The sequence below is a fragment of the Pseudomonas sp. AC211 genome, from assembly GCF_979258055.1.
Genome location: NZ_OZ409830.1, coordinates 4,844,564 through 4,869,277, shown reverse-complemented (window position 1 = coordinate 4,869,277; position 24,714 = coordinate 4,844,564). Strand labels below are relative to the sequence as shown.

19 protein-coding genes and 9 pseudogenes are annotated in these 24,714 nt (G+C 62.2%); 10 read left to right on the top strand and 18 right to left on the bottom strand.

Translation table 11 applies throughout. From position 1 onward, the window contains the following. Window positions 1–4: 4 nt before the first annotated feature. From ACZZZP_RS22880 to ACZZZP_RS22845, 8 genes and pseudogenes are all read right to left on the bottom strand, one after another. On the bottom strand, window positions 5–1,114 hold the full coding sequence (locus tag ACZZZP_RS22880; protein ID WP_463384226.1) for an ABC transporter ATP-binding protein: 1,110 nt from the start codon (window positions 1,112–1,114) through the stop codon (window positions 5–7). A 27-nt stretch (window positions 1,115–1,141) separates the two neighbouring features. Continuing rightward, entirely contained in the window at window positions 1,142–1,975 is an 834-nt protein-coding gene (locus ACZZZP_RS22875) for a carbohydrate ABC transporter permease (RefSeq protein WP_463384225.1), read from the bottom strand. 16 nt (window positions 1,976–1,991) lie between these two features. Further along, the gene (locus ACZZZP_RS22870; RefSeq protein WP_463384224.1) at window positions 1,992–2,924 is read right to left on the bottom strand and encodes a carbohydrate ABC transporter permease; all 933 of its coding nucleotides are present in this window, start codon (window positions 2,922–2,924) and stop codon (window positions 1,992–1,994) included. A gap of 90 nt (window positions 2,925–3,014) precedes the next feature. Beyond that, the gene (locus ACZZZP_RS22865) at window positions 3,015–4,325 is read right to left on the bottom strand and encodes an ABC transporter substrate-binding protein (RefSeq protein ID WP_463384223.1); all 1,311 of its coding nucleotides are present in this window, start codon (window positions 4,323–4,325) and stop codon (window positions 3,015–3,017) included. Between the two features lie 224 nt (window positions 4,326–4,549). Continuing rightward, window positions 4,550–5,454, bottom strand: a pseudogene (locus ACZZZP_RS22860) (helix-turn-helix domain-containing protein). A 69-nt stretch (window positions 5,455–5,523) separates the two neighbouring features. Then, window positions 5,524–6,586 (bottom strand): annotated as a pseudogene (locus tag ACZZZP_RS22855) (PA0069 family radical SAM protein). Between the two features lie 84 nt (window positions 6,587–6,670). Beyond that, window positions 6,671–7,248, bottom strand: a pseudogene (locus ACZZZP_RS22850) (bile acid:sodium symporter). Window positions 7,249–7,327: 79 nt separating this feature from the next. Then, window positions 7,328–7,663 (bottom strand): annotated as a pseudogene (locus tag ACZZZP_RS22845) (bile acid:sodium symporter); the annotation flags it as partial. Window positions 7,664–7,750: 87 nt separating this feature from the next. Between ACZZZP_RS22845 and ACZZZP_RS22840 the strand changes: the two are divergent. Continuing rightward, window positions 7,751–8,552: pseudogene (locus ACZZZP_RS22840) on the top strand (AraC family transcriptional regulator). A gap of 98 nt (window positions 8,553–8,650) precedes the next feature. Here ACZZZP_RS22840 and ACZZZP_RS22835 read toward each other — a convergent pair. From ACZZZP_RS22835 to prlC, 3 genes and pseudogenes are all read right to left on the bottom strand, one after another. Continuing rightward, window positions 8,651–9,432: pseudogene (locus tag ACZZZP_RS22835) on the bottom strand (DUF1835 domain-containing protein). Between the two features lie 5 nt (window positions 9,433–9,437). Further along, a complete protein-coding gene (locus ACZZZP_RS22830) occupies window positions 9,438–9,704 on the bottom strand; it encodes a YheV family putative zinc ribbon protein (protein WP_122492172.1) in 267 nt (88 codons plus the stop codon). Beyond that, a complete protein-coding gene (prlC, locus tag ACZZZP_RS22825; RefSeq protein ID WP_463384219.1) occupies window positions 9,704–11,752 on the bottom strand; it encodes an oligopeptidase A in 2,049 nt (682 codons plus the stop codon). Before prlC ends, ACZZZP_RS22830 begins: the two co-directional genes overlap by 1 nt. A 116-nt stretch (window positions 11,753–11,868) precedes the next feature. Between prlC and ACZZZP_RS22820 the strand changes: the two are divergent. Further along, a pseudogene (locus ACZZZP_RS22820) lies at window positions 11,869–12,408 on the top strand (gamma carbonic anhydrase family protein). A 104-nt stretch (window positions 12,409–12,512) separates the two neighbouring features. Here ACZZZP_RS22820 and ACZZZP_RS22815 read toward each other — a convergent pair. Then, window positions 12,513–13,272 (bottom strand): annotated as a pseudogene (locus ACZZZP_RS22815) (SDR family NAD(P)-dependent oxidoreductase). Between the two features lie 121 nt (window positions 13,273–13,393). On the opposite strand from ACZZZP_RS22815, the pseudogene ACZZZP_RS22810 reads away from it, so the two are divergent. Together ACZZZP_RS22810 and ACZZZP_RS22805 are read left to right on the top strand one after the other, a co-directional pair. Next, window positions 13,394–14,294, top strand: a pseudogene (locus ACZZZP_RS22810) (LysR family transcriptional regulator). A gap of 238 nt (window positions 14,295–14,532) precedes the next feature. Beyond that, window positions 14,533–15,180 (top strand): HAD family hydrolase, encoded by a 648-nt coding sequence (locus tag ACZZZP_RS22805; RefSeq protein WP_463384215.1) that lies wholly within the window; start codon window positions 14,533–14,535, stop codon window positions 15,178–15,180. Here ACZZZP_RS22805 and ACZZZP_RS22800 read toward each other — a convergent pair. After that, window positions 15,177–16,247 carry an aminopeptidase gene (locus ACZZZP_RS22800; protein ID WP_463384214.1) on the bottom strand — a complete coding sequence of 357 codons (1,071 nt, stop codon included), beginning with the start codon at window positions 16,245–16,247 and terminating at the stop codon, window positions 15,177–15,179. The genes ACZZZP_RS22805 and ACZZZP_RS22800 overlap by 4 nt on opposite strands. Before the next feature lie 107 nt (window positions 16,248–16,354). Here ACZZZP_RS22800 and ACZZZP_RS22795 point away from each other — a divergent pair, with 107 nt between their 5' ends. From ACZZZP_RS22795 to ACZZZP_RS22785, 3 genes are all read left to right on the top strand, one after another. Continuing rightward, a complete protein-coding gene (locus ACZZZP_RS22795; protein ID WP_463384213.1) occupies window positions 16,355–16,768 on the top strand; it encodes a PA0061/PA0062 family lipoprotein in 414 nt (137 codons plus the stop codon). Window positions 16,769–16,808: 40 nt separating this feature from the next. Beyond that, window positions 16,809–17,240, top strand: coding sequence for a PA0061/PA0062 family lipoprotein (locus ACZZZP_RS22790; protein WP_463536863.1), 432 nt, complete (start codon window positions 16,809–16,811; stop codon window positions 17,238–17,240). 80 nt (window positions 17,241–17,320) lie between these two features. Then, complete coding sequence (locus ACZZZP_RS22785; protein WP_463384211.1) at window positions 17,321–18,670, top strand: cation:proton antiporter; 1,350 nt, start codon at window positions 17,321–17,323, stop codon at window positions 18,668–18,670. Between the two features lie 94 nt (window positions 18,671–18,764). Here the strand turns inward: ACZZZP_RS22785 and ACZZZP_RS22780 are convergent, their stop codons facing one another. The 4 genes from ACZZZP_RS22780 to ACZZZP_RS22765 all read right to left on the bottom strand — a co-directional run bounded on the left by ACZZZP_RS22780 (window position 18,765) and on the right by ACZZZP_RS22765 (window position 21,171). Further along, entirely contained in the window at window positions 18,765–19,190 is a 426-nt protein-coding gene (locus ACZZZP_RS22780; RefSeq protein ID WP_122492162.1) for an OsmC family protein, read from the bottom strand. Window positions 19,191–19,275: 85 nt separating this feature from the next. Beyond that, window positions 19,276–20,271, bottom strand: a complete 996-nt coding sequence (locus tag ACZZZP_RS22775) for an LLM class flavin-dependent oxidoreductase (RefSeq protein ID WP_463384210.1) — start codon at window positions 20,269–20,271, stop codon at window positions 19,276–19,278. A gap of 308 nt (window positions 20,272–20,579) precedes the next feature. Further along, complete coding sequence (locus ACZZZP_RS22770; RefSeq protein ID WP_463384209.1) at window positions 20,580–20,804, bottom strand: DUF1161 domain-containing protein; 225 nt, start codon at window positions 20,802–20,804, stop codon at window positions 20,580–20,582. Window positions 20,805–20,955: 151 nt separating this feature from the next. Then, a complete protein-coding gene (locus ACZZZP_RS22765) occupies window positions 20,956–21,171 on the bottom strand; it encodes a dodecin (protein WP_463384208.1) in 216 nt (71 codons plus the stop codon). Window positions 21,172–21,309: 138 nt separating this feature from the next. Here ACZZZP_RS22765 and ACZZZP_RS22760 point away from each other — a divergent pair, with 138 nt between their 5' ends. After that, window positions 21,310–21,633: a DUF883 family protein gene (locus tag ACZZZP_RS22760; RefSeq protein ID WP_122492158.1), complete on the top strand. Its 324-nt coding sequence runs from the start codon at window positions 21,310–21,312 to the stop codon at window positions 21,631–21,633. 13 nt (window positions 21,634–21,646) lie between these two features. Here ACZZZP_RS22760 and ACZZZP_RS22755 read toward each other — a convergent pair whose 3' ends face one another. Then, a complete protein-coding gene (locus tag ACZZZP_RS22755; RefSeq protein ID WP_463384207.1) occupies window positions 21,647–22,531 on the bottom strand; it encodes a LysR family transcriptional regulator in 885 nt (294 codons plus the stop codon). 116 nt (window positions 22,532–22,647) lie between these two features. On the opposite strand from ACZZZP_RS22755, the gene trpB reads away from it, so the two are divergent. Continuing rightward, complete coding sequence (gene trpB / locus ACZZZP_RS22750) at window positions 22,648–23,865, top strand: tryptophan synthase subunit beta (RefSeq protein WP_463384206.1); 1,218 nt, start codon at window positions 22,648–22,650, stop codon at window positions 23,863–23,865. Continuing rightward, window positions 23,862–24,671: a tryptophan synthase subunit alpha gene (trpA, locus tag ACZZZP_RS22745; protein ID WP_122492155.1), complete on the top strand. Its 810-nt coding sequence runs from the start codon at window positions 23,862–23,864 to the stop codon at window positions 24,669–24,671. The genes trpB and trpA overlap by 4 nt, the downstream gene beginning before the upstream one ends. Window positions 24,672–24,714: the final 43 nt, after the last annotated feature.

Here is a 24,714-nt window from a genome sequence, read left to right as displayed (position 1 = left end):
GTCCTTACGCCGCCTGCTCGGTAGCGCTGCGTTTGTCGATGGCCGTGCCATTGGCGTCGAAGAGGTGGCAGTGGGCGGTGTCGAAGGCCAGTTCCAACGGCTGGCCGTAGGCCGGGCCGAAGTCGCCGCGCACGCGGATGGTCAGCGCCTCGCCGGAGGCGGTGCGCACGTGGCAATAGGTGTCGCTGCCCAGGCGTTCGCTAACGTCGGCGACCACCTGCAACTGGCCTTGCCCGGCCGGCACGATATTGAAATGTTCAGGCCGCACGCCCAGGGTCACGCTGGCGCCCGCCGACAAACCGCAGGCCTCGCGCGGCAGGTGCAGGTTGGCGCCGGCATCAAGTTGCACTTCGCAGCTGCCGCCATCTACCTGGCCAACCGTGCCGCGCAAAAAGCCCATCTTTGGCGTGCCGAGAAAACCGGCGACAAACAGGTTGGCCGGGTGGTTGTACAACTCCAGGGGCGAGCCCACTTGCTCCACGCGACCGCCGTTGAGCACCACCACTTTGTCGGCCAGGGTCATGGCTTCAACCTGGTCGTGAGTCACGTAAATCATCGTGGCCTTCAGCTCTTTATGCAGGCGCGCCAGTTCCAGGCGGGTTTGCACGCGCAGCGCGGCGTCGAGGTTGGACAGCGGTTCATCGAAGAGGAAGATTTTGGGGTTGCGCACAATCGCCCGACCGATGGCCACGCGCTGGCGCTGCCCGCCAGACAACTGTTTGGGCTTGCGTTCCAGCAGCCGCTCCAGTTCGAGAATGCGCGCGGCGTTGTCGACTTTGGCTTGCACGGTGGCCTTGTCGACGCGCGCCAGGTCGAGGGCGAATGACAGGTTTTTGCGCACGGTCATGTGCGGGTACAGCGCATAGGTTTGGAACACCATGGCCAGATCGCGCTTAGCCGGGGCCAGGTCGGTGATGTCTTTGCCGTCCAGCGAGATGGTGCCGCTGCTGACTTCTTCCAGGCCGGCAATAAGGCGCAGCAAGGTCGATTTGCCGCAGCCCGAGGGGCCGACAAACACCACGAATTCGCGGTCGCGTACGTCCAGGTCGATGCCTTGGATGATGGCGTGGCCATCGAAGCCTTTTTGCAGATTGCGGATGCTGAGATCAGCCATGTGAGCACTCCTTGGAAACCAGGCCGGTCATTTCACGGCACCAAAAGACAGGCCACGCACCAGCTGCTTCTGGCTGATCCAGCCGAAAATCAGAATGGGCGCGCAGGCGAGGGTCGAGACGGCGGATAACTTGGCCCAGAACAACCCTTCCGGGCTGGAATAGGACGCCACCAGCGCAGTGAGCGGGGCGGCGGCAGACGAGGTGAGGTTGAGCGACCAGAAGGCCTCGTTCCAACACAGGATCAGCGACAACAACATGGTCGAGGCCAGGCCGCCACGGGCGATGGGCAGCAGCACGCGGCCGATTTCCTGAAAGGTGGTGGCGCCGTCCAGCCGCGCCGCTTCGAGGATATCCACCGGAATATCTTTGAAGTACGTGTAGACCATCCACACCACGATCGGCAGGTTGATCAGCGTGTAGATCACGATCAGCGCCAGGCGCGAATCGAGCAGGCCCATGCTTTTGCACAGCAGGTAAATGGGCATGAGCACGCCCACTGGCGGCAGCATTTTGGTCGACAGCATCCACAGCAGCGTGCGCTTGGTGTGGCGGCTTTCGTGGAAGGCCATGGAGTACGCCGCCGGCACCGCAATCAACATGCACAGCGCCGTGGCGGCGAAGGAAATCAGCACCGAGTTCCAGGCAAAACTGAAGTAGTCGCTGCGCTCGTTAATGTGCAGGTAGTTCTCCAGTGTCGGCACAAAGAACAGCTGCGGCGGCGTGGCGATGGCGTCCATTTCGGTTTTGAAGCTGGTGAGGATCATCCAGAAAATCGGGAAGAAAATCAGCAGCGCCACCGCCCAGGACAGCGTGCCCACGACCACGCTTTGCAGGCGCCGGGATTGCTTCAAGGTCAGCATCGTCAGGCTCCTTTTTTCAGGGTTGGTCGGTGAGGTTTTTGCCAATCATCCGCACCAGGATGATGGCGGCGATATTGGCGATCAGCACGGCGATCAAGCCGCCCGCCGAGGCCATGCCCACGTCGAATTGCAGCAGCGCCTGGTTGTAGATCAGGTACGCCAGGTTGGTCGATTCGTAGCCCGGCCCGCCGCTGGTCGTGGTGAAGATTTCGGCGAATACCGAGAGCAGAAAGATGGTCTCGATCATCACCACCACGGCAATCGGACGCGCCAGGTGCGGCAGGGTCAGGTGCCAGAAAATGGCGATGGGGCCGGCGCCGTCGAGGCGCGCGGCTTCTTTTTGGTCTTGGTCGAGGGACTGCATGGCCGTCATCAGAATCAGAATGGCGAACGGCAGCCACTGCCACGACACAATGAGAATGATCGACAGCAGCGGATAGTGCGCCAGCCAGTCCACCGGCTGAGCGCCGAAGAAACGCCAAACGGCCGCGAGAATGCCCGACACCGGGTGGAAGATCAGGTTCTTCCACAGCAAGGCGCTGACGGTCGGCATGATGAAAAAAGGCGAGATCAACAGCACGCGCACAATGCCGCGACCCCAGAATTCGCAGGCCTCCAGCAAGGCGCTAATCAGCACGCCGAAGATCACGCTTATGGCCAATACGCTGCCCACCAGGGTAAGGGTGTGCAGCGCGCCGGGCATAAAACCGGGGTCGGTGACGAAGAACTCGAAGTTCTCCAGACCGACGAATTCGTTCTCGCCGGGCGACAGCAGGTTGTAGCGGATCAGAGAGAAATACACGGTCATGCCCAGCGGCACGATCATCCACAACAGCAGCAGGGCGACGGAGGGGCTGACCAGAAACCAGCCCGGTTTCAACGCTCGCCGCCTGGCGCGCGGTGCGGCAGCGGGTGCGTTGGCAACGGTGTCGAGAACCGAGGAACTCATGGCGACTCCATGACAGGGTTGAAACGCCGGCGCGGGGGAGCGTGCCGGCGGGGTGCCTCTACGGGGGAAAGAAGGCGTTACGTCGGCTGACTATTTCGGATAGCCCGCACGCTTCATCTCACGCACGGTGCTGGCCTGCGCGGCGCTCAGCGCCTGGTCGACCTGCATCTGCCCGGTCAGCGCGGCGGCGAACAGCTTGCCGACTTGCGTGCCGATGGCCTGGAACTCAGGGATGGTCACCAACTGAATGCCCACGTACGGCACCGGGCGCACGCCAGGGGCGGTCGGGTCGGCAGCTTTTAGTGATTCCAGGGTGACCTTGGCGAACGGCGCGGCGCTCATGTAGGCGTCGTTGTAGGTCGAGGCGCGGGTGCCTGGCGGCACGTTGGCGACGCCATCTTTCTCGGCGACCAGCGCGCCGTATTCCTTGGAGGTTGCCCAGGCGCTGAACAGCTTGGCGGCGTCTTTGGCTTTGGAACTGGTGGGAATGGCCAGCGCCCAGGAGTACAGCCAGGTCGCGCCCTTGTCGGTGACTTGCTTGGGCGCGAAGGTGAAGCCCACGTGGTCGGCGACCTTGCTTTGCGCTTTGTCGGTCACAAACGAGCCGGCCACGCTGGCGTCGACCCACATGCCGCATTTGCCGCTGTTGAACAGCGCCAGGTTTTCGTTGAAGCCGTTGCTCGAGGCGCCGGGCGGGCCGAATTTATTCATAGTGGTGACGTAGAAATTCAGCGCGTTTTTCCATTCGCTGCCGTCAAATTCCGGCTGCCATTTCTCATCGAACCAGCGCGCACCGTAGGCGTTGCCGATGGTGGTAATCAGCGCCATATTTTCGCCCCAACCGGCTTTGCCGCGCAGGCAGATGCCGTACTGGCCCTGGTCAGGCTTGTGCAGTTTTTCAGCGAAACCGGCGAGCTGTTCCCAGGTCGGGTGCTCGGGCATTTCCAGGCCGGCGGCCTTGAACAGGTCGGTGCGGTAATAGGTGATGGAGGCTTCGGCGTAGAACGGTAGCGCATAGAGCTGACCCTTGGCCGACAGCCCTTCGCGCACGGAGGGGAACACGTCGTCGAGGTCGTAGCTGGCGGGCAGGTCTTTCATCGGTTCGAGCCAACCCTTGGCACCCCACAGCGAGGCTTCGTACATGCCGATGGTCAGCACGTCGAACTGGCCGCCCTCGGTGGCGATGTCAGTGGTCAGGCGTTGGCGCAGGACGTTCTCTTCGAGAACGACCCACTTCAGTTTGATATCGGGATGCTGCTCTTCGAAGGTTTTCGAGAGCTTTTGCATGCGGATCATGTCGCTGTTGTTGACCGTGGCGATGGTCAGGGTTTCGCCCGCCAGGGTAACGGCGGACGACGACAAGCAGAGGGCGGCAACCAGTGCCTTGAGCGTGTGGTTCATGGTGTTGAACTCCTCTTGGCAGCCAGGTCGGCGGCGCAAGACATTATTGTTTTTGTTTGACCGGGGTCGATTACACGCCGCCTCGCCAGCGCAAACAACGCCTTGCCTGCACCGCGACCGATACTTTTTTGCAGTCCGTCTGTAGGGCAATTCGCGCAAAAGTGTACGCCGCGCCCCTTTAGCACGCTGATTTGAGGCGGAAGTGGTGAGTCAGGCGGTGTGAATCAGTACCGGTTTTGCTCGGTCATGCGTTGTGTGACCAGCCGTCGGTAACCGGACGGCGTCATGCCTTTGAGTTGCTGGAAGCGCCGGTTGAAGTTCGACACGTTGCTGAAGCCGGATTCGAAGCACACGTCAGTCACCGGCTTGTCGCTGGTGCTGAGCAACTCGCAGGATTTGCTCACCCGCAGGCGATTAACAAACTCCACGAAACCGCGCCCGGTGGCCTGCTTGAAAAAGCGCGAGAAGTACGTTGGCGTCATGCCCAACTGCTCGGCGACCTGCTCCTGGGTGAGGTCTTGCACGTAGTGCTGAAAGATAAAATCCACCGCGCGGTTGATGCGCTCCACATTGCTCTCGTCGGCCAGTTGCGTGGCCCGCACGCCGGAGAGCAGTTGGTAGTCCTCGGTGGCGGCGAGCAGCTCCATCAGAATCAGAAAATGGCCCAGGCGCGTCATGCCGCTGGACTCGGCAATGCGCTGCATCAGGCCGCGCGCTTCGCTGATCAAACGCGGGCAGCGAAATTCGATGCCGTACTGCGCGCGCCCCAGAAGCGGCGCCAAGCCCTGAAGTTCGGAGAACACTGCGCTGCCGCTGTCGAGCACTTGGTCGGTGAAATTCACCAGCATGTCGCGCTGCGGATACACCTCGTCTGCCGCCACCTGGCTGATCCAGTTGTGGGGCAGATGGGGCCGGTGAGAAACAGCGTGTCGGGGGCGAAGTTGCCGATGTAGTCGCCGATAAACACCTTGCCCGAGCTGGCCACGATCAGGTGCAGCTCGTACTCCTTGTGGAAGTGCCAACGCACCAGCGGGCTGGGGAAGCCGTGCTGGCGATAGATCAGCGAATGACCTTCGTGGTCATCCATCAACTCGTAGGAGGGGTCGGTAATTCGCGACGTACGGGCCATGCTGCGCTACCAGAAACAGAGAGGCTGAGGCGCTAAACCTTAGCGCGAGCCGCCTGCGCTGCCCAGCGCTTAGATCAGCGACATTTGTGCGCCGGGCGGGCAAAACTGCGTGCAATCCAGGCCGTAGTCGCCGCGTCGGTTGAGGTCCAGGCGCTTGATGGCCAGTTTGAAACGCTGGCTCAGCAGTTCGGCGAATACGCCTTCGCCTTTCATGCGCACGCCGAAACGGCTGTCGTAATTTTTGCCGCCGCGCGACTGGCGAATCAGGCTCATGACATGGGCGGCGCGGTCGGGAAAATGGCTGGTCAGCCACTCTTCAAACAGCTCGGCGATTTCCAGCGGCAGGCGCAGCAGCACATAACCGGCTGAGCGTGCGCCGGCCTCTTTGGCGGCGGCGAGAATCTGCTCCAACTCCATGTCGGTGATCATCGGAACCACCGGCGCCACCATGGCGCTCACCGGCACGCCGGCTTCGTGCAGCTCTTTCATGGCCCGCAAGCGCGCCTTTGGCGAGGCGGCGCGCGGTTCCATGATGCGTTTGAGTTCATCGTCCAGCGTGGTCAGGCTAAAGGCCACGCTGACCAAGTTGCGGCTGGCCAGTTCGCTGAGTAGATCGAGGTCGCGCAGGATCAGCGAACTCTTGGTGATGATGTGCACCGGGTGACGGTAGCGCAGCATGATTTCCAAGCTGCGGCGGGTCAGCTGTTGCTCGCGCTCGATGGGCTGGTAGGCGTCGGTATTGATGCCCAGGGCGATGGGCGCCGGCTCGTAACCGGGCTTTTGCAACTGTTCTTCCAGGCGGCTGGCGAGGTTGGTTTTGGCGATCAGCTTGGTTTCGAAATCGATGCCGGGCGACATGTCCCAGTAAGCGTGGCTCGGGCGGGCGAAGCAGTAGATGCAGCCGTGTTCGCAGCCGCGATAAGGGTTTACCGAGCGGTCGAAGCCAACGTCAGGCGAGGTGTTGCGGGTGATCACGCTTTTTGGCGAACTCTTCACGCACTTCGGTGGTGAAGGTCAGCGGGGTTTCTTCCTGAAACCAGCCGTCGTCTTCACGTACCGAGCGGGTGGCGGCGAAGCGGTTGTGCGGGTTGCTGGCCGTACCTCGGCCACGGGGCGGGAGAAACTGCGACATGGCGCACCTGCAAACGATTTAACTGGATGGATGTACAGTAAATCGTTTGCCGGAAACGCGCCAGTGCGGGCGGGAAGTTTCCGCTCAGCGGCTTTCTGCAGTCGCGCTGATCTCGGGTTCTTCGCGTTCGGCGTAGCGTTGGGCCAGCACCGCGCATACCATCAGCTGAATTTGGTGGAACAGCATGAGCGGCAGAATCAACAGGCCGATGCTGCCGCCGGCGAACAACACCTGCGCCATGGGCACGCCGGTCGCCAGGCTCTTTTTCGAACCGCAAAACAAAATGGTGATGCGGTCTTCCATGTTGAAACCCAGCCACTTGCCGAGCAGGTGAACCAGCACCAACACCAGCGCCAAGAGCACGCAGGCCAGCACCAGCCAAAGCAGTTTCGGCAACGGCGCTGGTGCCACAGGCCTTCGATCACCGCCTCGCTGAAGGCGGTGTAGACCACCAGCAGAATCGAGCCTTGGTCGACAAAGCGCAGCCAGTTTTTATTGGCAGCCACCCAGGTTCCGATCCAGCGCCGCGCGATCTGGCCGGCAATAAACGGCAGCAGCAACTGCACGCTGATCTTCACAATGGCGTCGAGGGTGGAGCCGCCTTCGCCGTGTACGTCTAGCAGCAGCGTAACCAGCAGTGGTGTCAGAAAAATCCCAAACAAGCTGGAGGCAGCGGCGCTGCCAAATAGCCGCAGGAATGTTGCCGCGCGCCAGCGAAGTGAAGGCGATGGCCGACTGCACCGTGGCCGGCAACGCGCACAGGTACAGCATGCCCATATACAGCTCAGTGCCCACCAGCGGCGACAGCACCGGCTTCAGCGCCATGCCCAGCAACGGGAACAACACAAAGGTGCAGGCAAACACCACCAGGTGCAGGCGCCAGTGGCCTGCGCCGGCGATGATGGCCTCGCGCGACAATTTGGCGCCGTGCAAAAAGAACAGCAGGGCGATGGCGATATTGGTGATCCAGCCAAACGCCACCGCCGCCTGGCCGCTGCACGGCAGCAGGCTGGCGGTGGCGACGACGGCGATCAGCGTGAGGGTGAAATTGTCGGGAAGAAGTCGGGAGCGGGCCATGGGCGGTGGTTCCGGTCGGGTTGCCAAAGAGTAGGGCGGACTTTACCGTGGGGCCCTTGTTACCGACTAACGCAAGAAAGCCACAATATGCCGGCAAACGGACAGATTTTTCTCGGGCAACGCCAGGTGCCGGACCTTCCGCGCCTGCCGCGCCCCGTGTATTCCCGCGCTGAGTCGCTGCCGCTGCAAGTCAGCACGCCGCGTCATAGCCATCCGTGGGTGCAACTTTCCTACGCCATCCAGGGCGTGCTGCACGTGCACACCAACGCCGGCAGTTTCGTTGCGCCGCCGCAGCGGGCCATCTGGATTCCGGCGGGCCTGGAGCATGAAGTGATCAGTTCGCCGCGCACTGAATTGCGCGGCTTGTACCTCGATTGCGCCGTCACCGACTGGGCGCCCAGCCATTGCCGCGTGTTGAGCGTGAGCCCACTGACCCGCGAACTGATCAGCCGCTTCGCGCAATTGCCAGTGGAATACGACGAAGCCGGCGCCGATGGCCGCCTGGTGCAGGTGTTGTTGGATCAGCTGCGTAACGCTGAGGAAGTGCGGCTGTCGCTACCGTTGCCCACCGATCCGCGTTTGCAGCAGCTGTGCCGGCAGTTGCAGGCGCATCCCGAAGATGGCCGCAGCCTGAGCGATTGGAGCAAGCAATTGGGCGCTTCGGAGAAAACTTTGAGCCGGCTGTTCTTGCGCGACACCGGCCTGACCTTTCGCGCCTGGCGGCAACGGCTGCGCTTGCTCGGCGCGCTGTCGCCGCTGGAGCAAGGGGCGCGGGTCACGGATGTGGCGTTGGGGTGCGGGTATGACTCGACGTCGGCGTTTATTGCGGCGTTTCGGCAGCAGATTTGAATGCACGCCGGGGGAGTTTTTCGGCGGGGCTAGTGCCTGATTGCGAGGTTTGCAGGGATCGAGGCTGAAGCCTCTCCTACAGGTGAGCGGTGACTTCTGTAGGAGAGGCTTTAGCCTCGAGCTTTTAATCGCCCAAACCTAACCCAGCCTCCGAACCTCCAACCCCCCATAACTCACCGCCTCAGCATCCGCCGATAACGCCAACCGCCCCGCCTTCGCCAATTCCCGGGCTCGCCAAAATACGAAGAAGTCGGTGGCGAAAAACCCGTCGCTGCGCTTCATCACCTCGGCCATCACCTCGGCCATCACCTGCGCCAACGGCTGCCAATCCTGGGTACACGCTGCCAGCAGGGTTTCGTCGGTGGTGAGGTAACCCTCGCCTTGGAAGCGGTTGTTCGACCAGCGCCGAACTCCCGCATTTTCCGCCACCACCTGCCGCCATTGCCCCCCAATTGCTGGCGCCGCGAAGAAGCTGACCAGCCGAGGTTGGTACAGGCTGACCAGTTCGTCCGGCGCGTGCATGGCCACGGCGCGGCGCCAGGCCACGCGGCTGTCACCGGTGCCGCAAGGCACTTCGAAGAAGGGCAGGCTACTGCGCTGCAACGCAGCGGCCACGCGACAGAGCATCAGTTGCTCCGAGGCACTGTCGCCATGCCACACGGTGACCGGTTTGGTTTCGTTGGCGAGGCTGGCCAGCCAGTGCACGTCGTCGCCCAGGGTGGAAAAGTCCGGCGCCGGTTGCACGGCGGCGGGCCACACGCGCCTTGCCAGAACGCAGCGCGCTCGGCGCACGGCGGCTGGTCGACATCTACCAAAGGCCCAACCGCAAGGTCATCGCGCAACACTTGCAGCGATAACCCTTCACCCACCACGCGTGTTACGCCCTTCACCGCGTTGTCGCCACACACGACATGCCACATAGACGCTACTCGCTTGGTTTCTTCAGCTTGGGATTCGGAAAAAACTGCACGCCCTGCACTTTCGGGTCTGCCGGTTTCGCGGCGTTTTTGTTGACCCGTGTGCCCAGTTCTTTTGGAACCGACTGGCCTTGCTCGTTGAGGGTGTCAGCGTAGCCGCAGGCCACGCATTCTCGGTGGGGAACGCCGTCGACGTCCCACATTTGAATTTTGTCGCCCTCGCTGCACGCCGGGCACACGGCGCCGGCGATAAAGCGTTTTTTGCTGGTGGTCATTACGCGGCCTCCGCGCTCAGGCCGAGGTGGCGCAGCAGGGCGTCGATGCTCGGTTCGCGGCCACGGAAGTCGACAAACAGCACCATCGGCGCCTGCGAGCCGCCACGGGCCAGAATGGCTTCGCGGAACGCGCGGCCGGTGTCCGGGTTGAGCACGCCGTCTTCTTCGAATTTGGAGAAGGCATCGGCCGACAGCACTTCAGCCCATTTGTAGCTGTAGTAACCGGCCGCGTAACCCCCGGCGAAGATGTGCGCGAAGCTGTTGGGGAAGCGGTTGTAGGCTGGCGGACGCATCACCGAGACCTCGGCGCGGATGTTTTCCAGCACGTCCAATACCGAACGGCCGTCGCCATGGGTGGCGTGCAGTTCGAAGTCGAACAGCGAGAATTCCACCTGCCGCGCCATCATCAGGCCGGACTGGAAGTTCTTCGCCTCCAGCATTTTTTCCAGCAGGTTTTGCGGCAGCGCCTCGCCGGTTTTGTAGTGCCCGGAAATCAAGGCCAGACCTTCCGGCTCCCAGCACCAGTTCTCCATGAACTGGCTCGGCAGCTCCACGGCATCCCACGCCACGCCGTTGATGCCCGACGCCCCGGCGTGCTCGACGCGGGTCAGCAGGTGGTGCAGGCCATGGCCGAATTCGTGGAACAAGGTGGTGACTTCATCGTGCGTCAGCAGCGCCGGTTGGTCGCCCACGGCAGGCATGAAGTTGCACACCAAGTTGGCCACCGGGCTGACGATGCTGCCGGCTGCGGTGCGGCGTTTGTCGCGGGCGCCGTCCATCCAGGCACCGCCGCGTTTGTTGGGGCGAGCGTAGAGGTCGAAGAAGAAGCGGCCGACGTGCTCGCCGTTTTCCTTGATTTCGAACAGCCGAACGTCGGGATGCCAGGTGTCGAAGCCTTTTAGCTCGGTGATTTCGATGCCGTAGAGCTTCTGCACGATGGCGAACAGGCCGCTCAACACTTTGTCGATGGGGAAGTAGGCGCGCAGGATTTCCTGGGAAATGCTGTAGCGCTGCTCGCGCAGTTTCTCGCTGTAATAACCGACGTCCCAGCTTTGCAGGTCCGCGCAGCCTTGCTCGGCGGCATAGGCTTTGAGCTCGCTCAGGTCTTGGGCGGCGAACGGTTTGCTGCGCTGCGCCAGGTCGCGCAGGAAGGTCAGCACCTGCTCGTTGTTCTCGGCCATTTTGGTCGCCAGGCTCAGCTCGGCGAAGTTGGCGAAGCCCAGCAGTTGGGCCAGTTCCTGACGCAGGTCGAGAATTTCCGCCATCACCGGGCCGTTGTCGTTCTGGCCGGCGTTCGGGCCTTGGTCCGAGGCGCGCGTGCAGTAAGCGGCGTACAGCTCTTCGCGCAGGGCGCGGTCGTTGGCGTAGGTCATTACCGCGTAGTAGCTGGGGAATTCCAGGCTGATCAGCCAGCCGTCCAGCTCTTTGGCGGCGGCGGCCTGGGCCATTTGCGCCTTGGCCGAATCGGGCAGCCCGTCGAGGGCGGCTTCGTCGGTGATGTGTTTGGTCCACGCCTGAGTGGCGTCGAGCAACTGGTTGGAGAAGCGGCTGCCCAGCTCGGACAATTTCATTTGAATGGCGCCGTAGCGCTGTTGCTCAGCCGGCGGCAGGTCGATGCCCGAGAGGCGGAAATCGCGCAGGGCGTTTTGCAGAATGGTCTGCTGCGCCACGTCAAAGCTGGCGGCGGCGGGGCTCTGGGCCAGCGCTTCATAGGCTTGGAACAGCGCGCGGTTCTGGCCCAGTTCGGTCCAGTACTCCGACAGTTTCGGCAAGCAGGCCTCGTACGCTTCGCGCAGCTCGGGGCTATTGCGCACGGCGTTCAGGTGGCTGACCGGGCTCCAGGCGCGACCCAGGCGTTCGCCTTGCTCATCCAGCGCCAATACCAGGCCTTCCCAGGTCGGGGTGGCGGGTTGTTCGGCGAGCAATTTGGCCAACGCCGCGCGGCCTTCGGCCAGCAGTGTGTCGACGGCAGGTTCAACGTGTTCGGGGCGGATGGCGGAGTAGGGTGGAAGGTCGAAGGCTTGCAGTAGAGGGTTGTTCTCGCTCACGACGGTCACCTGTCTGGCTATGAATGGTGTGCTTCATCAACATTGGATGCGCTGAAGCAGATATGGCGCCATCTTAATTACAATCAACCTTTAACGCAGCTTTAGAGGTTTCTATCGTGGCTATTCGAACGTACCAGGGCACCACGCCGCAGCTCGGCGCAAACGCATTTGTCGACGCGTCGGCCGTGGTGATTGGCGATGTGGTGGTGGGCGATGACAGCTCGGTGTGGCCGCTCACCGTCATTCGCGGCGACATGCACCGCATCCGCATCGGCGCGCGCACCAGCGTGCAAGACGCCAGCGTGTTGCACATCACCCACGCCGGCCCGTTCAACCCCGACGGCTTCCCGCTGTTGATCGGCGATGACGTGACCATCGGCCACAAAGTGATGCTGCACGGCTGCACCGTGGGCAATCGCATCCTCATCGGCATGGGCTCGACGGTGATGGACGGCGCGGTGATCGAAGATGAAGTGATCCTAGGCGCCGGCAGCCTGGTGCCACCGGGGGCGCGTGTTGGAGAGCGGCTTTCTGTACGTGGGCAGCCCCGCCAAACAAATGCGCCCGCTCACGGAAAAGGAGCGGGCGTTTTTTACCACAGCGCGGGGAATTACGTGCGGTTGAAAGATCAGCACCTCGCCGAAGGTTACGACTAACTAGGCGGTTAACACCCCTGTAGGAGAGGCTTCAGCCTCGATGCTTTTAAGATCAAACGCATCGAGGCTAAAGCCTCTCCACAGGGGATCAACGCCGCGCAGTTTTACAGAAACATCCCGCCCGACGCCTCGATACGCTGGGCGTTGATCCAACGGCTGCCGTCGCTGAATAGCAGGGCGATGGCGGCGCCGATGTCGTCCGGGTACGCCGACCCGGCCCAGGGCGGTGTTGCTGGCGACCATGGCGTTGAGGTCAGCGTTATCGCGTACCGCGCCGCCACCGAAGTCGGTTTCGATCGCGCCGGGTGCCAGGGTGTTCACGCTGATACCACGCGCGCCCAACTCCTTGGCTTGATAGCGGGTGAGCACTTCGATGCCGCCTTTCATCACGGCGTAGGCCGCGTAGCCCGGCAAGGCGAAGCGGGCCAGGCCCGACGACACATTGAGAATGCGCCCGCCATCGGCCAGCAGCGGCAACAGGCGTTGGGTCAGAAAGAACGGGCCTTTGAGGTGCACGTTCACCAACTGGTCGAACTGCGCTTCGCTGGTGTCGGCAAAGCTGGCGTGGATGCCCATGCCGGCGTTGTTCAGCAAGAAGTCGAACGTGTCGGTATCAAAATGGCTGCCCAGCGCGGTGTCGACGGTGTCGGCAAACGCGGCAAAGCTGGCGCTGTCGCCGACGTCCAGTTGTAGCATCACAGCGCGGCTGCCGGCTTCTTCGATTTGCTTCACTAGCGCATCGGCGTCGTCGCGACGGCTGTGGTAGGTGCCGATAATGTCGACGCCCTGGGCTGCCAGGTGCAGCGCTGCGTTTTTGCCGAGGCCGCGGCTGGCGCCGGTGATAAGAGCAATTTTGCGCGTCATGGTGGTTTCTCCCGGTGGGCTGGTGGTGAAGTCGACGCCACTGTAGGCTCGACGTATAAGCCGATAAAGCCGAAGAATCTGCACATACCATGCGGATTAGCCGAACAATAAGGCCGCCGCCATGAACAAGCTTGAGCTGTATAAAACCTTCGCCCGCGTAACCGAATTGGCCAGTTTCACCGGCGCCGCCGACAGCTTGGGGCTGCCGAAATCGACCGTGTCTGAACACGTGCGCTTGCTTGAGGAAATGCTCGGCGCGCGCCTGCTGCAGCGCACCACGCGCAAGGTGCAAGCGACCCAGGACGGCCTGGTGCTCTACGAACGCTGCAAAGACATGCTCGACCAAGTGGACGAGTTGGAAAGCCTGTTCCGCCAGGATCAGAGCGTGCGCGGGCGCTTGCGCATCGACATGCCCACGGTCACCGCGCGTGAGTTCGTGCTGCCGCGCCTGGCGGAATTCAGCGACCAGCATCCGCTGATCGAAATAGAAGTGAGCGCCACCGACCGCCTCGTCGACCTGGTACGCGAAGGCTTCGACTGCGTCATGCGCGTTGGTGAATTGCCCGACACCACGCTGGTGGCGCGTCCGCTTGGCGCGTATCGCCAAGGCAATTTCGTTAGCCCCGGCTACCTGAAGCGCTATGGCACGCCGCGCTCGTTGGCCGATATGGCCGAGCACCGGCTGGTGCATTACGCGTCCACCTTTGGCTCGCGCCCGACGGGGTTTGAATACCAGCTGCATGGCAAACGCCACTGCCTGCCGATGGCGGGCGCGGTGACGGTTAACAACGCCGATTGTTACTACGCCGCGTGCCTGGCGGGCTTCGGCATTATTCAGGCGCCGGTGGCCGGCAAAGCGCGACAGCCTGGCGCGGGGTGAGCTGGTGGAGGTGTTGCCCGAGTTTGTCCCGGCGCCCATGAAGGTCACCTTGCTTTACGCGCACCGGCGCAATTTGCCCAAGCGGGTGCGGGTGTTTATGGACTGGTTGGCGCAGGTGCTGGAACCGCAGCTGAATGCGTGAGTGGCCCCGCCCACATCGCGGCTAAAGCCGCTCCCACAAGAGCACCGCAAACCGTAGGAGCGGCTTCAGCCGCGATGTTCTTGATCTGCCGCTTGTGATCCACCGCTTGTGATCTGGCTTGGGTAGGCAGTCATAAACGCGCGGCGGCTGATGGGAATGCCGCCCAGCGGCTGCCACAGGTTTTGGCCGCGTTTGGCTTGCTATCATGGCGCCTCCGAACTCTTGGGCCCGCCTAGCCATGCATCAACAAACCATTCTTTTCGACCTCGACGGCACCCTCACCGACCCCCGTGAAGGCATCACCCGCTCGATTCAATTTGCCCTCGCCCAACTCGGCATCGACGAGCCAGACCTGCGCCAGCTCGAGCACTTTATTGGCCCGCCGCTGCTCCAAGCGTTTATGCAGTTTTACGGGTTCGACGAAGCCAAAGCCTGGCAGGCGGTGAATTTTTACCGGGAGCGTTTCAAGGTCACCGGTCTCTATGAAAACCGCGTATTCGACGGCGTCGGCGAGTTACTCGGCAGCCTCACCGCGCAAGGCCGCACGTTGTACATCGCCACCTCGAAACCCCACGTGTTCGCGCGCGAAATTGCTCGCCATTTCGACTTCGCCAAACACTTCAAAGTGATTTACGGCAGCGAGTTGGACGGCACCCGCACCGACAAAGTCGAGCTGATCGCCCACCTGCTGGAACAGGAAAAACTGGACCCCAGCCAGACCCTGATGATCGGCGACCGCAAACACGACCTCATCGGCGCGCACCGCAATGGCCTGCAAAGCGTGGCGGTGGGCTATGGCTTTGGCAGCGAAGAAGAGATCCAGGCGCAACACCCGACGTTTCACTTCCGCACGCTGGCCGAGCTGCACCAGGCATTCGCGCGTTAACGGCCTTCGCGTTGCAGCTGAGCCAGGCGGGCTTGTCGCTCGTTGTCCGGTAACTCGCCGAGGCGTTTGACCTCGGCGTAAAAGCGCGGCCAGTCGCCCTGCACCTGGTTGAACAACGCGGCAAAGGCCGGCTGCCATTGGTCATACAGACCGAAAGGTAGCAACTTGGCGTTGTTGAGCGGGCCGAACATCCAGGCGTCGTAACGACCATCACCGGCCCAGGCGGTGGTTCGCAAGGTGAGGTAGTCGCGGCGCAGGCGCTCGAATTCCGCCGCCTTTTCCACGCGCATCTGCGCCTCGGGTTTGCCGCTGGCGTAGAGGGTTTGCAGGCGCTCGCGGCTGGCCAATACCAGGGCGCTGAACTGCTCGCGTTGCTTCTCCCGCGCGCCCTCTTCGGGCGCTTTTAAACCGCGAGCCTCACGCCATTGGCGCAGGCCTTCGGTTTCAACAAAGCTGGCGTACGACTCGTTGAAGGCGGTGTCGCCCGGCAAATAGAACTGCTGGTGCGCCAGCTCATGGAAAATAACGGCCACCCAGCGTTGGTCGTCCCAGCGCAGCATGGTGTTGAGCAGCGGGTCGGCAAACCAGCCGAGGGTGGAGTAGGCCTCGATGCCGGCGACATACGTGTCGAGGCCCTCCTGCTTCATCAACGCCGCCGCGCCGCGCGCACGGTTCTGGTCGTAAAAACCGCGGTAGGCCACGCACCCGGCAATCGGGAAACAGTGGGTCTGCGGGTCCAGAGAGAATTCCGGCGTGGCGAACACATTCCACACCACGTAAGGGCGGCCGAGGTCGGCATACAGGCGGTAGCTCTGGTTATCCGGCAGCGCGAGTTGGGCGCTGGCGAAGCGGCGCGCCTCCTCTGCCAGCTGCAAACGTTGGCGCAGGGCGGGATTCAGGTCCGGCTTGGCGAGCAATTCGCTGATGGGCTCGCGGCGCCTCAGCAGGTCGACCTGGCCGGTGAGCAGCTGCGTGTAGTAGCTGCAACCGTTCAGCAGCAAAACCAGCAGCAGCGGAACCCAGCGCCAGCGCGGCAGGTCGAGTAACCAGGATAAGCAGGGCAGCATCGGGCGATCCGGGCAGGGCGGTGGCGAAGCCACAAAACCTACCCCATCCCGACGGCGCGCTCCAGGCTCGTCCTTATAAAAATCAGACCGACCACGGAGCCCGAACCATGCGCCAATTTTTGCTCGCCACCAGCCTGCTCAGTTTTGGTGGCTGCGCCATGATGCCGTCCCCCGATCCTAGCCAGGCGTGGGTCGATTTACGCACCAGCGAAGCCAACACCCTGCAAGCCGCGAAAGTAGACGCCAGCGAGCTGGAAGATGATCGCTATTTCCAGGTGACCCCCGGCCAGCACGAGTTGCACATGCGCCTGCAATTTGCCGTGACGCCCAGCAACATCGGCCCCGACAGCCAGGGGCTGGAACGCACCTGCGTGCTCAAACTCGACTACCCCGAATTCGCCGCCGGCCAGCGCTACAAACTAGTCGCCGGCAGCATCGGTTTTCGCCCATGGGCCAAGCTCTATGATCAGCAGCATCAGCTGCTGGCGCGGGCGCGGGAGAGCCGTTGCGGCGAGGTGTAATTGCTCCGATGATGCGAGCTTGTAAAAAAGAGAGACGACCATGCGCCTGCTGCCGATTTTGCTCTGTGCCTTGCCCCTGACCGCCTGCGCTGCGGCGCTGCCCGAGCCCGACCCGCAGCAAGCGTGGATCGAGCTGTACAGCACGCCGGGTAATACCTTGATGGCGCAAAAGCTGGACGGCAAAAAAGTCAGCGACGGCCGTTTTTTCCAAGTCAGCCCCGGCAGCCACGAGCTGCGCGCGCGCTTTCAATTCGAGGTGGAAACCGGCGGCGGCATGATGGGCAATCCAAGGCAGATCACCTGCCATTTGAAGGTCAACTACGACTTCGTCGCCGGTCAGCGCTATCGCCTGGAAGCGCGGCCCGTGGCGATGAGCACTCAAGCCTGGCTGTACGCATCGCCGCGAAAAGCGCTCAAGCAAGTGAGCGTGGAAAAAAAAATGCGGCCCGGTGTGAGCCCTGCGATGGCCTGAACCTAACGGCGTGCCGCTGCCTCGAACCTAGATAGCGCGCCGTCATCCCGAGGCGCCAGGCACCTGGGGCATTTCAGGCGATGAGCTTTCTGCACTGGATGGCGGTGCTCGGCAGCATTCTGCTGATTCTCACCTTGGCTTCGGCCTACCTGCGTTGGTTACCGGTTTCCACCTCCGCCCTGTACTTGTTGTTTGGCCTGGCAATTGGGCCATTGGGGCTGGGCCTGTGGGAAATGAAATTCGAAGACGTGGCCCCCTGGCTCGAACACCTGACTGAAGTGGCGGTGCTGTTTTCCCTGTTCAGTGGCGGCATGAAACTGCGCCTGCGCTTCTCCGACCCGGCATGGCGCAGCGCCTATCTACTCGCCGGGCCGGTGATGGTGGCGTGCATTCTCGGGGTGGCGCTGGTGGGCCATTACGGGTTCGGGCTGGGCGTTGGGCTGTCGCTGATGATCGGCGCGGTGCTGGCGCCGACCGATCCGGTACTGGCGAGCTTGGTGCAGGTCAACCACGCGCGCGACTTCGACCGGCTGCGCTATGGCCTTTCTGGCGAAGCGGGGCTGAACGATGGCATGGCCTTCCCCTTCGTGTTTTTTGCCCTGCTCTGGATTCAGCACGAAGGCGCGCCGCAGGAATGGGTCGGCGAATGGGCGCTGCATCGCCTGCTATGGGCGGTGCCGGCCGGGCTATTGATCGGCTTTGTGCTCGGACGCGGCGTCGGGCGCTTGGCCATCTACCTGCGCACCCGCCACCGCGACGCGGCGATTTCGCCCAATGACTTTTTGGCGATGGCCTTGATCGCGTTGTCGTACTGGCTGGCGGAAACGGTCAGCGCCTGGGGCTTTCTCGCCGCGTTCGCCGCCGGTATCGGGCTTCGGCACGCGGAAGTGGCCTCGTCCGACAACTCCAGCGTGCCCGCCGAGGAGGTGGCCATGGCTGTTCCCAAGGAAGGCGGCACCCTGGATGAAGTGAAAGAGCAAGTCAGCCATACCGACGAACCGAAAGTGGTCGCTGGGTTGTTAGTCGGGGAAATTCTGTCGTTCGGCGACATTGTCGAGCGGGTGCTCGAAGTGCTGCTTGTCACCTTGCTCGGCGCGCTGCTGGCCTTTCACTGGGACTGGCGCGCGGTGCCGCTTGGGCTGGCGCTGTTCTGCATTGTTCGACCGCTGAGCGTGGTGGCGCTGGTGCGTGGCAATTCATTGAGCGCAGGGCAGCGTTGGCTCATGGGCTGGTTCGGCATTCGCGGCATCGGCAGCTTGTACTACCTGGCGTATGTGTTGAACCACGGCTTGGAAGGCCCGGCGGCGCAAGAAGCGATTGGGCTGACGCTGTCGGTGGTGGCGTTGAGTATTTGCGTGCACGGGCTGACGACGCAGCCGTTGCTGGATCGGTATGAACGGGTGAAAGGGCGGCGCAAAGGCGGAGACTAGCGTTTGCAGGAATCGCGGCTAATCGGAATGCCGCCCAGCCGCTCCCACAGGTACAGCCGTACTCTGTGGGAGCGGCTTCAGCCGCGAGCTTTTTTCAGTTTTCCAGCGTCGCTTCCAGCGTAATTTCCGCGTTCAGCACTTTCGATACTGGGCAACCGGTCTTGGCGGTTTCCACGGCTTTCTCGAAGGCGTCACGGTCGGCGCCCGGAATCTTGGCGCTGAGTTTCAGGTGTACGGCGGTGATGGCGAAGCCGCCGTCGACTTTGTCGAGGGTCACTTCGGCGTGGGTGTCGATGCTTTCGGCGGTCATGCCGGCTTCACCGAGTTCTTTGGACAAGGCCATGGAGAAACAGCCGGCATGGGCGGCGCCGATCAGTTCTTCCGGGTTGGTGCCCGGGCCATCTTCAAAGCGGGTGTTGAAGCCGTAGGGGCTTTGTTTCAACACGCCGCTTTGTGTGGAGATGGTGCCTTTGCCGTCTTTGATGCCGCCTTGCCAGTGAGCAGATGCTGTCTTTTTCATCGTCGTTCTCCTTACCTGTGGGTATAGGTTTCAGAGGCGGCGAAGCGGCAGTCGTTCCTATTTTTTTGGTCAGGCGGCGTTCGGCTTAGCGCAGGCCGGCCAGCACTTCGTAGGAGTGCAGACGGTCGACGAAGTCATACATGTCGCTGGTGAAAATCAGCTCATCGGCGTCGGTCTGCTCCAGCAATTGGTTGACGTGGCTGCGGATCGTTTCCGGGCCGCCGACCATCGCCAGGCCAAAAAACTCACCGACTGCCTGGCGTTCATGGGGCAACCACAGGCCTTCCATGCTCTGCACCGGCGGCTTTTGCACCAGGCTCTGGCCGCGCAACAGGGCGAGAATCCGTTGATAGGCGCTGGTGGCCAGGTATTGCGCTTGCTCGTCGGTGTCGGCTGCCAGCAGCGGTACGCCGAGCATCACGTAAGGTTTGTCGAGCACCGCCGAGGGCTTGAAGTGGTTGCGGTACACGCGAATCGCCTCATGCATCATGCGCGGCGCAAAGTGCGAGGCGAAGGCATAGGGCAAGCCGCGCTGCCCCGCCAACTGCGCGCTGAATAGGCTGGAACCGAGCAGCCAGATCGGCACTTCGGTGCCGGCGCCGGGCATGGCGATCACGCGCTGATTGCGTTGCAGCGGGCCGAGGTAGGTTTGCAGCTCGGTGAGGTCTTCGGGGAAATCATCGGCGCTGCCCGAGCGTTCGCGGCGCAAGGCGTGCGCAGTGTATTGATCGGCGCCCGGCGCGCGACCAAGGCCCAGATCGATGCGGCCCGGGTACAAGGTCGCCAGCGTGCCGAACTGTTCGGCGATCACCAGCGGCGCGTGGTTCGGCAGCATCACGCCGCCGGCGCCCAGGCGTATGGAGCTGGTGCCGGCGGCGAGGTAGCCAATCAGCACCGACGTCGCCGAACTGGCGATGCCATCCATGTTGTGGTGTTCAGCCACCCAGAAACGGGTGAAGCCCAGTTTTTCTGCGTGTTGGGCGAGGGCCAAGGAATTGCGCAAAGCCTGCTCGGGACCGCCGTCGGCGCGGATAGGCGCGAGGTCGAGAACGGAAATTTTGATGTCAGAAATCGTCTTCATAATTGCTCTCCGGGCGGGTACCGGGGGAAAACAGCAATGTAATACCCGACTGTTTAAGTGGGGCTTAATGTACTGCTCCACAACCCCTCGGGCAAACAAACAGCCGCTTTTGCGATTTCAGCCCCCAGAAATCGAGAGCGAGCGAGCTAGAGCAGTGCAAGGCGAAACGTCGTTTTGAAGCGCAGTTGGCTGTAGCCAATGAGCAGTCAAAGCGGCGTTTCAACGCAGCAATGCCGACGCGCAGCCGCTCGCTCCCGTACCCATAAAAAAACCGGCGCACGGGGCGCCGGTTATCTACTCAAGCGCGGTCAATTGCGCGCGTAAACGATCTCTTTGCTTCCAGCTTCGCAGCTGCCAACCACTTGCTTGTCGCCGGCGCTGCCTTTCTCAACAATTTCCAGGCTGTAGGACGTGGCGCCCTTGGCTTGGATTTTCGCGTCAATTTCCGATTTCAGCTCTTCGCAGGGTTTCGCCGCCGCAAAGGCCGAGCCGGTCATCACTAACAGGCCAACGGCCAACATCACTTTTTTCATGGGGTAACGCTCCCTCGTTGGTAACAACAAATGCTCGAACACCGCGCCTAACCTCGAGCAGCAAAATTGGCGACCTGAGTCGCCAAAACAGACACCGGGCGGGCCACGGTGGATGCAGGCGGCCACGAGCCGCCGTGCGTTAACAGGTCAATCAGCTCGCGTCGATACGGAAGCCGACTTTCAAGGTCACCTGATAGTGGCCCACTTTTCCGTCAACAATGTGACCGCGGGTTTCGACCACTTCGAACCACTCCAGGTTGCGCACGGTTTTCGCTGTTTCGGCGAGTGCGCTTTGAATCGCATCTTCAATGCTGGTAGGCGACGAACCGACGATATCGAGCAGTTTGTAGGTGTGATGATCCGACATGCTGAAGTCCTCTTCTTGTGGAAACGCTTGTACAGATTCAGTCCCGCCTAGCGCTTGATAAGTTCAGATTAGCTGCACTTTCCAACACGGTCGCAGTCACACCCCTACGAGCTACTTAATCGATAGGAGTTACGGACCATGGCTATTTTTGCATCCCGCAATAAATCGCTGCACAGCATCGAAACGGAAATCGAGCACCTGATCTCCAGCCTCGACAGCTTAAAGAGCGAAGTAAGTGATGAATCGCAGAAATCGCTGAAAAGCCTGCGTACCAGCGCTGAGCGTGTGCTCGGCCATTCCCGCGACCTGCTCAGCGACACCTACGCCGACGTGAAGGAAAAAACCTACCAGACCGGCGTCGCTGCCCGTGACTACACCCGCGAGCACCCGGTTGCCTCTGCCAGCCTGGCGCTGGGCGTAGTGGCATTGGCCGGCTACCTGATCTTCCGCAACAACGATTGATCCCCCGGCGACACTAGCCGAGTTGGCGCGCCAGCCACTGCGCCAACTCGGCGGCCCGCGCCGACGGCGTGCGCGCCGGCACCCAGAGCGCCAGCTTTGCGGTGGTTTCAACAAAGCCCCAGGGCGCGACCAGCCGCCCCGCCGCCAGCTCATCGGCGACCAGTTGCTGTGGCGCAATCGCCACGCCTAATCCCGCAACCGCCGCCTCCAACAAGTAATACAAATGCTCAAAGCCTTGCCCGAGCTGTAGTTTCGCGCGCTCGATATTCTGACTGTTTGCCCACTGCGGCCACGCCTGCGGACGTGAGGTGGTATGCAGCAGGGCTTCGCCCGTGACCGCGCTTGGAGTGGCTTCATTGAGAAGAGCAAAGCCTGAGTAGCGTGGGCTCAGCACGGGCCCGATGCGCTCGGCCGCCAGCTCAAACACCTGCATGTCCGCCGGCCACGGCGGTTCGGCAAACCATAGCGTGGCGTCGATGCCGGGCCGGCGCGGGTCCAGGTCGCCGTCGCTGGCGGAGAGCTGCAAACGCAGGTGCGGCAGCTCACGGTTCAGGCGGTCCAGGCGTGGAATAAACCAGCGCGCCAACAGGCTGCCCGGGCAGGCCAGCACGAACGGCGCGTCGGCGGTTTGTTGTTTCAGCTCGGCACAAGCGCTACGCAAGCGCTCGAAGGCATCCGCGCTGGCATCACGTAAGCGACTGCCGGCATCTGTGAGTTTTAAGCCGCGACCGTCTTTGCTGAACAGCGCCAAGCCCAGGTCTTCTTCCAATATTTTAATTTGCCGGCTCACGGCGCCGTGAGTCACGTTCAGCTCAAGCGCCGCTTTGCTCAGGCTGTGCAGGCGCGCCGCTGCTTCAAACGCGCGCAGGGCATTAAGTGGAGGAAGATCGCGAGCCATAGCGGTTTAACCTGTGAGTTTTTCTAACAGATGGCAGCGATCTTATCGCTTTATTCCCGCGGACGTCGCGCCTAGAGTGAACGCCATCGAAATCCAGCTTCCAGCAGGAGCCCACCATGACCCAGACTTCCTACCGCAGCGGCCCCGACGCCACCGGCCTGTTCGGTTCGTTCGGCGGCCAATACGTTGCCGAAACCTTGATGCCGCTGATTCACGACCTGGCGGCCGAGTACGAAAAAGCCAAAGAAGACCCCGCGTTCCTCAAGGAGCTGGCTTACTTTCAACGCGACTACGTGGGCCGTCCGAGCCCGCTGTATTTTGCTGAACGCCTGACCGAGTTCTGCGGCGGCGCGAAGATTTACCTCAAGCGCGAAGAGCTCAATCACACCGGCGCGCACAAGATCAACAATTGCATCGGCCAGATTCTGCTGGCGCGGCGCATGGGCAAAAAACGCATCATCGCCGAGACCGGCGCCGGCATGCACGGCGTGGCGACCGCTACCGTGGCCGCGCGTTTTGGCCTCGACTGCGTCATCTACATGGGCACCACCGACATCGATCGCCAGCAGGCCAACGTGTTCCGCATGAAACTGTTGGGCGCTGAGGTGATTCCGGTCACCGCCGGAACCGGCACCTTGAAAGACGCGATGAACGAAGCCCTGCGTGATTGGGTGACCAACGTCGACTCCACCTTCTACCTGATCGGCACCGTCGCTGGCCCGCACCCGTACCCGGCCATGGTTCGTGACTTCCAGGCCGTAATCGGCAAAGAAACCCGCACCCAATTGCAAGATCAGGAAGGCCGCCTGCCGGACTCGCTGGTCGCCTGCATTGGCGGCGGCTCCAACGCCATGGGCCTGTTCCACCCGTTCCTGGACGACCAAGGCGTGCAGATCATCGGCGTGGAAGCGGCCGGCCACGGCATCGAAAGCGGCAAGCACGCCGCCAGCCTGAACGGCGGCGTACCGGGCGTGCTGCACGGCAACCGCACCTTCCTGCTGCAAGACGACGACGGCCAGATCATCGACGCCCACTCGATTTCTGCCGGCCTGGACTACCCCGGCATCGGCCCGGAACACGCCTGGTTGCACGACATCGGCCGCGTTGAGTACACCTCGATCACCGATAACGAAGCCCTCGCCGCGTTCCACAAATGCTGCCGCCTGGAAGGCATTATTCCGGCGTTGGAAAGCGCCCACGCCTTGGCCGAAGTGTTCAAACGCGCACCGAAATTGTCAAAAGATCACTTGATGGTGGTGAACCTGTCGGGCCGTGGCGACAAGGACATGCAAACCGTCATGCACCACTTCGACGAACAGGAAGAACACATATGAGCCGCCTGCAAAGCCGTTTCGCCGAACTCAAACAACAGAACCGCGCCGCCCTGGTGACCTTTATCACCGCAGGCGATCCGGGCTACGCCACCTCGCTGGAAATTCTCAAAGGTTTGCCGGCAGCCGGCGCCGACGTGATCGAACTTGGCATGCCCTTCACCGATCCGATGGCCGACGGCCCGGCCATTCAATTGGCCAACATCCGCGCGCTGGCCGCCAAGCAAGACCTGGCAAAAACCCTGCAGATGGTTCGTGAATTTCGCGAAGGCAACAGTGACACGCCGCTGGTGCTGATGGGCTACTTCAACCCGATCCACAAATACGGCGTGCCGGCGTTTATCGCCGACGCCAAGGAAGCGGGTGTCGACGGCCTGATCGTGGTCGACCTGCCGCCCGAACATAACGCCGACCTGTGCGACCCGGCGCAGGCAGCGGGCCTGGACTTCATTCGTCTGACCACGCCGACTACCGACGACAAGCGCCTGCCGAAAGTGCTCAACGGCAGCTCCGGCTTCGTTTACTACGTGTCGGTTGCCGGCGTAACGGGCGCGGGCTCGGCAACGCTGGAACACGTTGAGCAGGCCGTGGCCCGCTTGCGTCGCCACACCGATTTGCCCATCAGCATCGGCTTTGGCATCCGCACCGCTGAACATGCCGCGACCATCGCGCGTTTGGCTGATGGCGTGGTTGTGGGCTCGGCGCTGATCGACCACATCGCCAACGCCGGCAGCCAGCAGGAGGCCGTAAAAGGCGTGCTGGGCCTGTGCGCCGAACTGGCCGAAGGGGTGCGTGGCGCGCGCAAATAAGCGCAGCGTCGCTCAAAAAAACCGCCACATCCGCAAGGGTGTG